The organism is Sphingomonas sp. (assembly GCF_050725575.1).
Classification (GTDB): Bacteria; Pseudomonadota; Alphaproteobacteria; order Sphingomonadales; family Sphingomonadaceae; genus Sphingomonas.
Window position 1 is genome coordinate 12,019 of sequence record NZ_JBOHHW010000027.1, and the last position, 14,736, is coordinate 26,754.

Below are 14,736 nucleotides of genomic sequence, written 5' to 3' on the forward strand. Positions count from 1 at the left end.
ATGGATCAAGTTCAGCGTCAAGATTAACCGCCAACGGACACGAAACCTATCGTGATCGGAAGATCTTGTTACACTCTATCTCATTCGTCGGTGATACTCGTGAGTTCATGTTTCTGGGTCGCAAGTATCTTAGATCGTTTCTTTATCGAAACGAATATGCAGGAGCGATTTCTTGCTCCCATAATTTATAAATTTGTTCGAATATGGTAAAAAAGCTGGAATATGACGCAACAGCTCTTTGCCGGCAGCGTACCGCATATCGATTCCGCGCGATGTGCGTGGGGGCCCCCAAAGGGGTTGATCTAACCATGTGGAAAAATTGGCGCACCCGGAGCGATTCGAACGCCCGACCCTCAGATTCGTAGTCTGATGCTCTATCCAGCTGAGCTACGGGTGCGCACTGGAAGGGGGCTCATAGAGGCGTGATGCGCGGGGCGCAAGTGCGTTGCGCATGCTTGATGCGACGCATAGAGCAATAAGTGATGACGCAGCGCCAAACTCCTATCCGCCCCCTTGCCAGCCTCGCCTTGCTCGCGGGTTTTACCCTGGCCGCAACCGGCTGCGCGGAACGACGCGGGGGCCCCTACCCCTCGCTCCTGCCGCGCCCGATCGAATCGCGCGGCGACGCCGAGCCGGTGGTCGCACCGGTCGCGCTTGAGCCGGATCCTGCGCTCGACCGGCGAATCACAGAGATCGGCGCAACCATCAGCACCGCACAGAAGGATTTCGCGACAGCCGCGGCCAGGGCAGAAACACTGACCAAGGCAGCGCAAGGCCAGGCGGTGGGCAGCGATCGCTGGCTCGACGCACAAACCGCGCTGGCCGAGCTGGACGTGTTCCGCGCCACGACATCGGCGGCGCTGACCGATCTGGAAGACGCGACGATGGCACGTGCTGCGGAAGGCAAGCCACCTTACCCTTCGCTTGAAGCCGCTCGCGGCGCGGCACAGGCCGAACTGGACATGCAGACAGCGAAGATCGGAGCGCTGCAAGCCTCGATGCCCGCCGCCTGACCTATCTCAGGCCTTTCACCAGCGGCAGGATAGTCGAATAATCGTCACTCCACGGCGTGAAATGCGGATAGCGCAGCACCGGCACCCAGGCAGCGTCGCGGGCCTTCAGCGTGGCGATGGTGCCCGGATCGCGCGACAGGGCGATCCATGCAGACGCGCTTTCTGCCGGGCCGGCGCCGGGACCTGGGAAATAGAGCAGCTTTGCAGCACTCCATCCTCCCGCAACCGCCGCCGATGATACGACGGGCTCAAGGTCGAGGAAGCGGTTCGAAATGTGAACAAGCAGCACCCCGTCATGCGCCAGCACGCGGCCATAGGTGTCGAACGCTTCACGCGTCATCAAATGCATCGGCACCGAATCTGACGAGAAAGCGTCGAGCGCGAGGATGTCCAACCCGCCGGTCGGTTCGGCGAGAAGGCTGAGCCGTGCATCGCCGATCACGATCTTCGGGTCCGGCAGACAGCGCGAGAGGAAGCTGAACTGGCCGGTGTCGCGCGCGATCCGGACAACCACGGGATCGATCTCGTAAAAGCGCCAGTCCTGGCCGGGCCGGGCATAGCAGGCCAATGTTCCCGCTCCCAATCCGACAACACCGACCCGTGCCTTGTCGCCATAGAGGACCGGCAGCGCCATCATCGCCTGTCCAACGCCTGACTGGCGGATATAATAAGCGGTCGGCGTGCGTTCGCGCTGTTCGCTACCGATCAGCTGCGTGCCGTGAACCGTGGTGCCATGCGCGAGCTGCTGGACCGTCGGGTTGCCGCGCACCGTGTAGACGCCGAAATAGCTCCGGACGCGTGCATTGGGTTCCAGCGAGATCACGATCGAGCGATACCCGCCAAAGGCCATCAGCGCCCCCGCCAGCACGATCACGAACGCCGTCCGCGCGCCAGTGACGATCAGCCCGAGCGCAACGATGATGAGGAACACGAAAGGCGGTGTGGGTTTGCCGTCCGGACCGGCACTGGCAGCATTGTTGATCACCGCCAGCACCAGCAGCGCCATAATCAGCGCGATCGCCAGGACCGCGATACGGTGCCGCTGCGCCGGGCCCTGCCAGATGCGCCGAACCGGATCGATCAGGAAGGATTGCGGCACCAGAACGCCGGCGGCGAGGATCAACAGCGGATATTCATAGGTCCAGTCGAACACCAAAGGCGCGATCAGCGCCGCGAACACGCCGCCCAGCACGCCACCGACCGACATGGCGAGATAGAAACCGGTCAGCCGATCGGGTGCCGGCCGCAGCCGATACATCGCGGTATGTAGCGCGACCGAGGCCATGAACAACAGCACCAGCGCGAGACCCGCGTTGAGATAGGGCCGTTCCTGATAACCACCGACCATCACGCCACCGAACAGCAGGATCGTGACCGGCGCGATCCGGGTCAGCACGTCGGCAAGCGTGCGATTGCCGGCAAAAGCGATGGTGAAGCTCAACAGATACAGGCCAAGCGGCATGACCCAGAGCAACGGCATCGCGACGACATCGGTGGTGATAAAGGTGGAGGTCGCGAGCATCAGCCCCGACGGCACCAGCGCCAGCGCGATCCACAGTGCGACGCGCCGGCGCGTTGGCGGCGAGCTGGGCGCGGCGGCTTCCTCGGCAACCGCTACGGCTCTTTTCGGCAAGGTGAAGGCACAGGCCGCGACCAGGATCACGACGAGCACATAACCCGCGCTCCACAGCACGCTCTGCCCCCGCAACGCCAGTTCGGGTTCGACGATCAGCGGATAGGCGATCAGCCCCCCAAAGCTGCCAAAGTTCGACGCTGCGTACAGCGCATAGGGGTCACCACCCTTGCTCGAAATGCTGAACCAGCGCTGCAGCAGGGGGGCCTGCGCCGACACCGCGAAGAAGAGCGGCCCGATCGACGCGCCGAGTAGCCAGGGCACCCAGATCGCGGGCTGTGCGTCGGCCGGCAATTGCATCGACATCAACCCGATCGGCAGCCACAGCGCCGCGGCGACCAGCACCGTCAGATGGATCGCCGCCTGTTTACGCGGACTGACCCGGCCCAGCCAGTGCGCATAGGCATATCCGCCGAGCAGCAGCGCCTGATAGACCAGCATCGCCGAATTCCACACCGCCGGTGCACCACCGAGGCGGGGCAACGCCATGCGCGCGATCATTGGCTGGACGAGGAACAACAGGAACGACCCGGCCAGGATCGCGACCACGAACAGGGGCCGCGAAAAGCGGGCGGGTAATTCCGGAAATGCCATCAGGGCCGATCGATCCTGTACAGAATGTGGCGCCGGAGCGGATCGCCCTCGGCCAGTGCGGGATGGTCGAAATCCTCCTCGACCATCCGCCTCATGCCGAGCCGCTCCATCAACCCCCAGCTTGCGCTGTTGCCGGGCACGGTCATCGCCGCGACTTCGCGCGCGTCGAGATTGGCCCAGACCCAGTCCAGGCTCGCCTGTGCCGCTTCCTTCGCATAGCCCCGCCCCCAAAAGGCGCGCGCAAGCCGCCAGCCGATTTCCAGCTGCCCCGCGATCGGCGTGCCCGGCGGCCCGAGCTTGACCCCGCAAAACCCGATAAACGCACCGTCCTCGCGCCGCTCCAGCGCCCAGAAACAATGGCCGGTCTGATCGATCAACGCATTCTGGCGCGCGATCTGTGCTGCGACATCCTCGCGCGACAATGGCGGACCAAGATAGCGCATGACCTCCGGATCCTGGCCCATGGCATGGAACGGGCCCGCATCATCGTCCTGCCATGCGCGCAGGATCAGGCGTTCGGTGGTAATCATGCCGTTGCCGGGCGATCGATCGAGAAGATCACACTGTCACGCAACGGATCACCCTCGGCAAAAGCCGGATGCTCGAAATTCCCGCCGCGTTTTGCCATGCCGAGCCGGGCCATCAGGCGCTGGCTGGATAGGTTGCGCGCCGCGGTGATCGCGACGACCCGTGGCGCGGCCAGTCTGGTCCAGGCCCAGTCGAGGCTCGCCATCGCCGCTTCGCGCGCATAGCCCTTGCCCCACCAGGGTGGGCCGAGCATCCAGCCGATCTCCACTTCTCCTTCGGCCGGCGTGTCCCCGGCGCCGGGCTTCAGCCCGCAAAAGCCGATCACGCTGCCGTCCTGCCGCAGTTCGACGGTCCAGAAGCCGAGACCATGGCTGTCCCGATAGCCGGCGTGGCGCACGAGCGCCGCCTCGCTATCGGCCGGGGTCTTGATCGGACCGAGGTCGATCATCACCGCAGGGTCGGCCCACATCGCATGCAGCGCCGCATGGTCGGCCGGTTCGGGCCAGCGCAGGATCAGGCGCTCGGTCTCGATCATGCGTGGAGCAGGCGCGCGGCATGTGCCGCGTGATAGGTCAGCACGCCGGAACAGCCCGCACGTTTGAACGCCATCAATGTTTCGAGCACCAGCGTGTCGCGCTCACCCGCACCGGCAGCGACCGCCGCCTCGATCATCGCATATTCGCCCGACACCTGATAAGCGAACACCGGCACCTGGAACTCCGATTTCACCCGCAGGATGATGTCGAGATACGGCAGGCCCGGCTTGACCATCACGCTGTCCGCGCCTTCGGCCAGGTCGAGCGCGACCTCACGCAAGGCTTCCTCGGCATTGGCCGAGTCCATCTGATAGGTCTTCTTGTCGCCCTTGAGCAGCCCGCGCGAGCCGACCGCGTCGCGGAACGGGCCGTAAAAGGCGCTGGCATATTTGGCGGCATAAGACATGATCTGGACGTTGTGATGGCCATCGCCTTCCAGCGCTTCACGGATCAGGCCGATACGGCCGTCCATCATGTCGGACGGCGCAATGATGTCCGCCCCGGCATTCGCCTGGTTGAGCGACTGGCCGACCAGTATCCCGGCGGTCGCGTCGTTCATGACATAGCCGGCATCATCGACCAGCCCGTCATGGCCGTGCGCGGTATAGGGGTCGAGCGCGACATCGGTCAGTACGCCCACTTCGGGCACCGCATCCTTGATCGCCCGGATCGCGCGGCACATCAGATTGTCCGGGTTGAGCGCCTCGCGGCCATCATCGGTACGCAGTGCCGGCGGCGTGTTCGGAAACAGCGCGACACAAGTAATCCCGAGATCGCGCGCCTCTTTGGCCCGTGCAACGATTCCATCGACTGACCAGCGCGAAACGCCCGGCAGGGACGGGATCGGTTCCTCCACCCCCTGCCCCTCGGCAATGAACAGCGGCCAGATCAGATCGGCGGGCGTGAGGATGGTCTCGGCATGAAGCCGGCGGCTCCAGGCGGAAGCGCGCGTACGGCGCAGGCGAAGTGCGGGATAGGCGGCAGACATGCGCGGCTTTTGGTGGATGAGGCCCATGCGCGCAAGAGCGAAGCTCAGCCCGTCGGGTGCTGGCGCCCGGCCGGTTCGGTCGTGGCATGCGCCTGCTCGCCGGTTTCCTCCGGGTCGGGCGGCACCGCGAGGATACCCTGCCGCCAGCCGCCATAGCGATAATAGAGGTACGCCAGCGCCAGGGTGGCGCTGGAGCCGATCGGAAAGCTCCACCATAAGGCATCGGCGCCGAGCCAGGGCTTGGCGAGGACGGCGAAGCCGATGCGCACTGGATAGAGCGCGACGATCAGTGACAGCAGCGGCGCCCATACCGCGCCGTTCGCGCGGACGGTCGAGAACAACACCATGGTCATACCGAAGAGCACGAAGTTCCAGCTCGCGATCAGCTGGATATGCCGCGCGATCGGCATCGCCGGGCTGTGGTCGCCGAGGAACAGCGCCATGACCCGGCGGTCGAACAGGATCACCGCACCGACCATCGCGCCGGTCAGCAGGAAGTTGGCGAGCAGCCCGGCATTGGTGATGCTCGACACCCGGTCCCAGCGGCCGGCGCCGATATTCTGCGCCGCCATCGCGCTGACCGCCGCGCCGATCGCCAGTGCGGGCATCTGAATGAAGCCCCAGAGCTGCTGCGTCACGCCGTACGCAGCGGCGGTATCCACGCCGAGCCGGTTGACCAGCCCGACCATGGTCAGGCCGGCAGTCGACATGACCAGCATCTGTGCGCCCATCGGCAAGCCCTTACCGACGATCGTGCGCACCAGGGCGGCCTCGGGCAGCAGGAAGCGCAGTTCCGGCCCGCGCAACCGGATCGGCAGGTCGCGCCGATAAATGTAAAAGAGCAGAGCAATGACCGAAATGAGGTTGGCCGCCAGCGTCGCCAGCGCAGAGCCCGCGATACCGAGCGTCGGGAACGGGCCCACACCGATGATCAGCAACGGGTTGAGCACTGTATCGAGCAGCGCGGTCAGACCCATGAACCAGAGCGGTGTCATCGAATCGCCCGATCCGCGCAGTCCCATGGTGAGCAGGACGAGCAGCATCGAGGCGGGCAGGCCGAGGAAGATGACGCGCAGATAGTCGAGCGCCAGCTGCATCGCGTCGCCCGGCGTGGCAAGCAGATGCAGGATTCCGGGTGCGAAGATCCATCCGAGCGCCGAGATCACCACCGCGCCGCCGACGACCAGGCCGACCGCCGACCCAAACGCACGCCGTGCCCCCTCGATATCGCGCCGGCCGACGCTCTGGCCGACCAGAATGGTTGCCGCCATGCCGAAGCCGAACACCGCGCCGAAGGTCAGAAACATGATGATATTGGCGTTGGAGGTCGCGGCCAGCGCGCCTTCACCCAGAAAGCGGCCGACCCAGACCGAATTGATCGCGCCGTTGAGCGTCTGCAGGATGTTCGACGCCAGCGTCGGCAGCGCGAACAGCAGCAGCGTGCGGCGAATCGGTCCGGTGGTCAGATCGCGCTGACCTGGACGGGTCGGTTGTGTCGCCATTGCCTACCCCATCCCCGTCGTCATGCCGGGCTTATTCCGGCCCCGCTGTGTCGCAACGCCACCATGGCTGCCCATGCTGCACGACGGCCCGCGGAACAAGTCCGGATACCGATTTAGAGCATCAACGCAATTGCGCCGGTATAAGTCAGGCAAGGGAAGACATGCCCGATCCCGGGCCATGGTTGAATCGCCGCTGGCACATCGCCGCACCGAACACGTCCGGGGTGACGATCAACCTTGATCGCCAGCGCCCCAGAATGACGTGAGGGACCGGATTAAACGTCCGGTGCCCTAGCCAGTCATCCCAACCGCCCGAGCGCCGCCGCGAGCCGTTCGGCTTCGGCAGCCTTGTCGGCATGGTCCGCCTTGGCCTTTTCCACGGCTTCCGGCTTGGCGCGTTCGACGAAGCTCGCATTGCCGAGCCTTCCGGCCAGCGCGTCGCGCTCTTTTTCCGCCGCCGCGATCGCCTTGGTCAGGCGGGCGCGTTCGGCGTCGAGGTCGATCACGCCCTCAAGCGGCAGGATATAGGTCGCTTCATCGACCACGATCTGGATCGCGCCACCCTCGGCCGGCTCACCGGCGACATAATCGACCCGGGCCAGGCGACCAAGCACGGCGGTCTGCCGCGCGAGGCGATCGAAGGTCGCGCCAGAACCGTCGCGGACATACACCTTCATGCGCGCGCCGGGCGCGATATTCAGCTCGTTACGCGCCGCGCGGACTTCGCTGACCAGGCGGATCAGCCAGTCGATCTCCCGGCTCGCTTCCGGGTCGATCGACCGCGCATCGGCCATCGGCCATTTGGCGACGATCAGATCGGTGTCGCGTTGGCCCATCTTCGACCACAGCTCTTCAGTGATGAAGGGCATGAAGGGGTGGAGCAGCACGAGCAGCTGATCAAGCACCCAGCCGGCGACGGCGCGCGTCTCGTCCGCTTCGGGACCGGAAGCGGGCGCGTCCATCTGGCCAAGCAACGGCTTGATCAGCTCGATGTACCAGTCGCAGAAGCGGCTCCAGCCGAACTGATAGATCGCATTGGCCGCGCCATCGAAGCGATAGTCCGCCAGCGCGATATCGACTGCCTGCACCGTCTGGATCGTCTCGGCGATGATCCAGCGATTGACCGCCAGCTCGGCCCTGGGCGCTTCGAGCGTGGTGCTCGCGACGATGCCGTTCGACTGGCAGAAACGCGCGGCGTTCCACAGCTTGGTCGCGAAGTTACGATAGCCCTCGACCCGCTTCTCATCCATCTTGATGTCGCGGCCCTGGCTTTCCATCGCCGCCATGAAGAAGCGCAGCGCATCGGCGCCGTACTGGTCGATCAGCCCGAGCGGGTCGACCGTATTGCCCTTCGACTTCGACATCTTCGAGCCGTCGGCTGCACGGACCAGACCGTGCAAATAGAGCGTGCGGAACGGCACCTCCTTCATGAAATGCATGCCCTGCATCATCATCCGCGCGTCCCAGAAGAACAGGATGTCGAAGCCGGAAATCAGCACGTCATTGGGATAGCGGCCGTGCAGCGTGGGATTGGTTTCGTCTGGCCAGCCCATCGTCGCGAAGGGCCAGAGCGCGGAGGAGAACCAGGTGTCGAGGACGTCGCTGTCCTGGGTGAGTGCAACGCCCTCACCCGCCAGCGCCTGCGCACCCGCCTCGTCCTCAGCGACGAAGATGCGGCCATCTTCGGCGAACCATGCCGGAATGCGATGGCCCCACCACAGCTGGCGCGACACGCACCAGGGCTGGATATTCTCCATCCAGTTGAAGAAGGTCTTCTCCCAGGTCTTGGGCACGATCTTGATCGCGCCCGACTTGACCGCCTCGATCGCCGGCTTGGCAAGCGTTGCCGCGTCGACATACCATTGATCGGTTAGCCAAGGTTCAATCACCGCACCCGACCGGTCACCGAACGGGGTCGCAACGACGCGATCTTCCACTCGAACGAGCGAGCCGGTCTCCTCAAGGCGCTCCACAACAAGCTTCCGCGCATTGGGGTGCGGAGAGAAATGCGCAGGAAGGCCCAGAAATTCGTCCGGGATCAAACCGTCAGAGGTCTGAATCACTTTCGCTTCGGCATCGAGCATATTGAGCATCTCGCCAGGTTTGATTCCCGCCCGTTTGCCCACTTCAAAGTCGTTGAAGTCATGCCCCGGCGTTATCTTGACCGCGCCCGAGCCGAGTTCTGGATCGGCGTGCTCATCAGCAATAATTGGGATCAGCCGACCAGTGATCGGCAGCCGAACATTCCTTCCCACCAGCGCCGCGTAGCGCTCGTCGGTCGGATGCACCGCGACCGCCATGTCGGCCAACATCGTTTCGGGCCGCGTAGTTGCGACCTCGATAAAACCACTTCCATCCTCCAACGGATAACGAAGATGCCAAAAACTCCCGTTCTTATCGTGCGTCTCGACTTCGAGGTCGCTAATTGCGGTTTTAAGAACGGGATCCCAGTTGACCAGCCGCTTGTCGCGGTAGAGCAGGCCCTCATTGTGAAGGTCGACGAACACCTTGAGCACGGCCTTGGAAAAGCCCGGGTCCATGGTGAAGCGTTCGTTCTTCCAGTCCATCGAGCAGCCGAGGCGACGCAGCTGCTGGGTGATGATCCCGCCGCTTTCCGCTTTCCACTCCCAGACTTTCTCGACGAACTGCTCGCGCGTGAAGTCAGTGCGCTTCTGCTGGTGCAGCGCCATGTTGCGCTCGACCACCATCTGCGTCGCGATGCCGGCATGGTCGGTACCGACCACCCAGAGCGCATCCTTGCCCTTCAGCCGCGCGTGACGCGCAAGGATATCCTGCAGCGTGTTGTCGAGCGCGTGGCCGATATGCAGATTGCCCGTCACATTGGGCGGCGGGTTGACGATCGTCCAGGGCTCCGCGCCGGGGCGATCGGGGCGGAACAGGCCTTCAGTCTCCCAATGGGCGTACCAGCGGGATTCGATTTCGGCGGGGTCGAAGGTTTTGGGAAGTTCGGTCATGGTGTGGGCGCCATAGCCAAGTTTCCCATCGTTCGTCACCCCGGACTTGTTCCGGCGTCCACCGGTCCGCAAAAACAATCTTCGCGGCGTTTGCGGCACGGTGGATGCCGGAACAAGTCCGGCATGACGGTTGGGGCTATTCGGCCTTCCCGGTATATTTCCCCAGCCAGCCAAGCACCTCGCGATACCATTGGCGGCTGTTCTTCGGCTTCAGCACCCAGTGATTCTCGTTCGGATTGACCACCAGCCGCGACGGGATACCGCGCCGCTGCAGCGCGGTGAATGCCGCCAGCCCCTGGGTATAGGGAATGCGGAAATCCTTCTCGCCGGTGATCACCAGCATCGGCGTCTTCCAGCTGGTGACATGGTTGACCGGGTTCCATTTCTCGAACGCGGCGGGGTCTTCATAATAGGCCTTGCCGCCATGTTCCCATTCGTCGAACCATAGCTCCTCGGTCTCGTACGCCATGGCGCGGGCGTCGAACACGCCGTCATGCTGGACGAGGCACTTGAACCGGTCGGGCCATTGCCCTGCGATCCAGTTCATCATGTAGCCGCCATAGGAGGCACCGAGCGCGCAGGCATTATTGCCGTCGAGCCAGCCGAACTTGGCGGTCGCCGCATCGAGGCCCTTTTGGAGATCCTCCAGCGGCCAGCCGCCCCAATTGTTGCGGATCGCATCGGTGAAGCCCTGGCCGTATCCGGTCGAACCGTGGAAGTCGACCGCAACCAGGCCATAGCCGGCACCGGCAAACACCGCCGGGTTCCAGCGGTACGACCAGCTATTGTTGCTCGATCCCTGTGGTCCGCCATGAACCATGAAGGCGGCCGGTACTTTGGTGCCGGCGGCTAGGCCGGCAGGCTTTACCGCATAGCCCCACACCGTGTCGTTATTCGCGCCGGCAAAGCTGAAGCGCGTCACGTCGGGCAGATCGATCCCGGCAAGCTTGTCGGCATTGACCGCGGTCAGGCGGGTGGTCTTCTTGCCCGAAAGCAGCCAGAAATCGTCCGGCGCAGTCAGGCTGTTCAGCGCGAAGACGATGCCCTTGGCGGTCGGCACGACGCCCGACACATGCCCCAGTTGCGTGAGGCGCGTGACCTTGCCGCTTGCCGCATCGACCGTAAAGGCCGGGGTTTCCTGCGTATCGTCGGCAGTGACATAGAGGGTCTTGCTGTCGGCCGCCCAAGCGATCGAGGCGACCGAGCGGTCCCAGGCCTCGGTCAGCGCGCGGACCTGCCCGGTGGCGAGATCACGCAGCATCAGCACCTGGCGGTCGGCTTCATAGCCGGGACGCTTCATCGCGAAATAGGCCAGGCTGCGGCCATCGGGCGAGACGGTCGGCAGATTGTCCATGCCGTCATTGGCATCAGTCAGATTGACCGGCGCCGCCGAGCCATCGGCGGGTGCAGCGAAGATATCGAGATTGGTCGAGAGCGGTTCGATCCGGCCCGCTTCACGCAGCGCGAAATAGACCGTCTTGCCATCGCGGCTCCACGACACTTCCTCGCCGCCGCCATAGGGCTTGGACGGCGCATCGCCGACCAGCTTGCCACCGATGGCCACGCCATTGCCGTTCGCGCCCTCGGCGGTCAGCGGCAGCACGAACAATTGCGAGCGGCTGCCGTCGGACCATGTATCCCAGTGCCGCACGAACATCTGGTCATAGGTCCGCGCTGCGCCGGCATTCGGATCCTTCTTGATCATCGCCGGCTCAAGGCTCGGCGCGCCGGGCAGGCGATCGGCCCAGACCAGCACCTTGTCGCCGGTCGGCGCGACCTTGAACCCGCCAAAGCCACCCTGAAAACCCGTGAGCTTACGCGGTTCGCCGCCCGTGATCGCTACGGACCAGATCGCGTCGTCGCCACCCTTGTCCGACTGGAAATAGACCGTCGCGCCGTCGGCCGAGATCTGCGGGCCGGTTTCGTTGACATCAGCCTCCGCGACAAGCTTTTCGGGCTTCGCATCCTTTTTCGTCAGGTCGAGCCGCCACAGGTCGAATCGCCCCTTGTCCGCGGCCAGATCGGTCTCGCGCTGCTGCCAGACCAGCCAGTGGCCATCGGCGGAAACATCGGGCGCCGACACGCGAGAGAGCATCGTGACGTCGTCGATGGTGAGTTGGCGGGCAGCGGCCGGCGTGGAGGCTGTAGCGATCGCGATCAGGCTCGCGGACAGGATCATTTTCATGAACGCAACGATAGAGCAGATGACGCCGCCTGAGCAACGCCCCGGCCATGGCCAATGCGAGATATGCCGCCAGGACAGATCGAACCACCATCCAAACAAGCGACCGATCGCAGACCCGCTCCCTGTTAATGAGCGATAACAGGGAGAATAACAGGGAGCGGCATATTTTTTGGCGCGAATCGGGGTGTTTTGTTGGATAAAATCTCTATCAATATCAATGGTTTGATTGCCATTCTCCCTGTTATTTCGGAACAGGGAGATCGTCGGCACGGAACAGGGAGATGCCGCGGCCCGAACAGGGAGCGCGGGAGGACATAACAGGGAGTGCCGAGTCAACCGGTCGAATGAAGCTGCTTTGAGAGGGTTCATGGGCAGCATATTGATATAGCCGGACTTGCAGTTGAATCGGCCGGCCGGGAACCCCGTCGGCAAACACCCATCGGGGCTCCATGCGACCGGTCGCTTGCACGCTGGGACTTTGGGCTGACGCGCAATCGCCCCGGGCCTGATCGGTTTTTATGTCGTCTGGACGTGCAAGCTATGGTTTGTGCGGCGCGCTCTTCTAACTCCCCTCCCTGGAAGGGAGGGGAGTAGATTCATCCAGCACTACATGTCGCAAGGGGATAGGTGCCCGACCTGATCCGGAGCTGTCGAAGCCCATTCGCGGCGCGTGCCCTTCGACAGGCTCAGGGTAAATGGGAGTGGTGGAGCAACTCAGCTCGAAACCGATTTAGCGGGGTTGCCCCGTGATGCGGGCGATCTCGCGCGCGACCATCGTCTCGACCATCGCCGGCAAGTACGAATCGAGCCATTCGCGCAGCATCGGGCGAATCATCTCGCGCACCATGCCCTCCAGCGTGTCGGAACCCGGTGCTTCAGGCTTGATCACCATCCGCGACAACGCCTCGAGCGGACCGCGGCTTGCCTGGGTCGCCTGGGGCGAGAGGATCGATTCGGCGGCTGCGGGCTGAGCCTGAGGCTCCGCCACGGGGATTTCCGCAGCGACGGGGTTCGCCGCGCGAACCGGGTCGCTCAGTTCGAGAATCTCGCCATGACCAAAATCTTCATCATCGCTTCGCGGGACAGGCCCGCCAGGGCGAACCGGCTTGCGCACAGTCCGTGCGGAAACCGCCGCGTCGCCCTCTTCGGCGATGATGCGTTTGATCGACGAGAGGATGTCCTCCATCGACGGTTCGGCGCTGACATCCCCCATCGGCAACCCTCAAAACCCGAGCAACCGCATCGAAAGCGGTCCTACTTCGGCTCACCTGCGGGATTTGCGGTACCCCTGTCAACCGGCGCGTCGAGGATCGGGTCGAGCGGACGCGTGACTTCCGAGCCCTGAGCCCTGGTCTGCCGGGTGCTGGTGGCAATCGGCTGCGGCGCCGGATTCTCGGACCAGTCGTTCCATTTGCCGCTCACGCGCTTGTAATTGGTCACCGGATCATAGAGCGGCCCGCCGTCAAGGCCCAGGTCGCGCGCCTCGGCCCGGCCCATGGCGGCCTGCAGCGCAAAACGCGCGACATAGGCGTCGCGCCGCGCGGTCACGAGAGTGACTTGCGAGTTGAGCAGTTCCTGTTCGGCATTGAGGATGTCGAGAATCGTGCGGTTGCCGACGCTGTTCTCGGCACGGACGCCCTCAAGCGACAATTTGTTGGCGTTCACCGCCACTTCGGACGAGGCGATCACCTCTTCCGACGATTTCCACACCGCATAGGCCGAGCGGGTATTGGCGATGACGGTTCGCTCGGTTTCGGTAACCTGTTCGATTGCCTGCCCGCGTCGCTCCTGCGCCTGACGGACCTGCGCACCGGGAAGGCCGCCCTGATACAGCGGCAGCGTGAATGAAAGACCGGCAGTCGCCGATGTGCCATTCTGCGACCCGATCCCGCCGGGCACATTCAGTCCGTCGCCGAGCGTACCGAGATAGTTGAAATAATTGCCGGTCGCGACGCCGTTGATGCGGGGCAAACGGCCGGCCCGCGCCGCCTTGACGTCGAAATCGGTCGCATCACGATTCTTCTGAGCCGCAAGCAGATTCGGATTATTATCCAGCGCAATCTCGACCGCCTGGTCCGAGGCAGTCGGCGTGCCGGGAATGGCGGGCGGCGTTTCGAGCGAGCCGGGCACATCGCCGACCAGCCGGACATAATTCTCGCGGCTGGAGATCAGGCGCGATTCCGCCGTTTGCAGCTGGCCCCGCGCAACGGCAAGGCGGGCCTCGGACTGGGCGACGTCGGTACGGGTCAAGTCACCGACCTGAAAGCGATCGCGGCTCGCCTGCAAATTGACGTCGAGGACCTTCACATTCTGCTGGTTCAGCCCGACGATCGCCTCATCGCGAATAACGTCCATGTACGCGCCGACCACGGCCGTAAACAGATCGGCTTCGGTCCCACGCAAACCGAGCTGTGCTGCCTCGACGCGGGTTTCCGCGCCGCGCACCGAATTCTTTACCCCGCCGCCGCTGTAGAGCGGCACCGAGAACCGGGCATTGGCGTTGAGGCTGCGCTCAGGGGAGTTGACGCTCGTCGCGCCGGGGCCCTGGAGGACATTCTGGCTGAACCCGCCATCCGTGCTCAACGACGGCCGTCCCTGCGCCTTGGCGATCGGAACATTCTCGTCAATCGAACGAACGCGGGCGCGCTCCCCCGACAGCGTCGGGTTGGTGTTGTACGCCTTGACCAGCGCGTCGCGCAGCGTTTCCGCCGACACAGGCGCGGTGGTCAACGCCAGAGCGGTTCCGACGAGAAAATAGGTCCGACGCATAATCAGCGGCATC

General features: G+C 64.0%; 10 protein-coding genes and 1 tRNA gene. 1 reads left to right on the plus strand and 10 read right to left on the minus strand.

Annotated features, from left to right (window positions below; genetic code table 11):
- Positions 1 to 320 precede the first annotated feature (320 nt).
- Positions 321 to 397, minus strand: a tRNA-Arg gene (locus ACRECS_RS17130).
- Between the two features lie 85 nt (positions 398 to 482).
- Here ACRECS_RS17130 and ACRECS_RS17135 point away from each other — a divergent pair.
- Positions 483 to 1,013 carry a hypothetical protein gene (locus ACRECS_RS17135; RefSeq protein WP_431584160.1) on the plus strand — a complete coding sequence of 177 codons (531 nt, stop codon included), beginning with the start codon at positions 483 to 485 and terminating at the stop codon, positions 1,011 to 1,013.
- 1 nt (position 1,014) lies between these two features.
- On the opposite strand, the gene ACRECS_RS17140 is transcribed toward ACRECS_RS17135, so the two are convergent.
- The 9 genes from ACRECS_RS17140 to ACRECS_RS17180 form a co-directional block, all read right to left on the minus strand.
- Positions 1,015 to 3,240 carry a spermidine synthase gene (locus ACRECS_RS17140; RefSeq protein WP_431584161.1) on the minus strand — a complete coding sequence of 742 codons (2,226 nt, stop codon included), beginning with the start codon at positions 3,238 to 3,240 and terminating at the stop codon, positions 1,015 to 1,017.
- Positions 3,240 to 3,770: a GNAT family N-acetyltransferase gene (locus ACRECS_RS17145; RefSeq protein WP_431584162.1), complete on the minus strand. Its 531-nt coding sequence runs from the start codon at positions 3,768 to 3,770 to the stop codon at positions 3,240 to 3,242. Before ACRECS_RS17145 ends, ACRECS_RS17140 begins: the two co-directional genes overlap by 1 nt.
- Positions 3,767 to 4,303 carry a GNAT family N-acetyltransferase gene (locus tag ACRECS_RS17150; RefSeq protein WP_431584163.1) on the minus strand — a complete coding sequence of 179 codons (537 nt, stop codon included), beginning with the start codon at positions 4,301 to 4,303 and terminating at the stop codon, positions 3,767 to 3,769. The genes ACRECS_RS17145 and ACRECS_RS17150 overlap by 4 nt, the downstream gene beginning before the upstream one ends.
- Positions 4,300 to 5,292, minus strand: a complete 993-nt coding sequence (gene hemB / locus ACRECS_RS17155) for a porphobilinogen synthase (protein ID WP_431584164.1) — start codon at positions 5,290 to 5,292, stop codon at positions 4,300 to 4,302. Before hemB ends, ACRECS_RS17150 begins: the two co-directional genes overlap by 4 nt.
- Before the next feature lie 44 nt (positions 5,293 to 5,336).
- On the minus strand, positions 5,337 to 6,794 hold the full coding sequence (locus tag ACRECS_RS17160) for an MATE family efflux transporter (protein ID WP_431584165.1): 1,458 nt from the start codon (positions 6,792 to 6,794) through the stop codon (positions 5,337 to 5,339).
- A 299-nt stretch (positions 6,795 to 7,093) separates the two neighbouring features.
- Positions 7,094 to 9,769 (minus strand): valine--tRNA ligase, encoded by a 2,676-nt coding sequence (locus ACRECS_RS17165; RefSeq protein WP_431584166.1) that lies wholly within the window; start codon positions 9,767 to 9,769, stop codon positions 7,094 to 7,096.
- A gap of 136 nt (positions 9,770 to 9,905) precedes the next feature.
- Positions 9,906 to 11,954: a prolyl oligopeptidase family serine peptidase gene (locus ACRECS_RS17170; protein ID WP_431584167.1), complete on the minus strand. Its 2,049-nt coding sequence runs from the start codon at positions 11,952 to 11,954 to the stop codon at positions 9,906 to 9,908.
- 730 nt (positions 11,955 to 12,684) lie between these two features.
- Positions 12,685 to 13,167: a DUF2497 domain-containing protein gene (locus tag ACRECS_RS17175; protein WP_431584168.1), complete on the minus strand. Its 483-nt coding sequence runs from the start codon at positions 13,165 to 13,167 to the stop codon at positions 12,685 to 12,687.
- A gap of 41 nt (positions 13,168 to 13,208) precedes the next feature.
- Positions 13,209 to 14,723 (minus strand): TolC family outer membrane protein, encoded by a 1,515-nt coding sequence (locus ACRECS_RS17180; RefSeq protein WP_431584169.1) that lies wholly within the window; start codon positions 14,721 to 14,723, stop codon positions 13,209 to 13,211.
- Positions 14,724 to 14,736 lie beyond the last annotated feature (13 nt).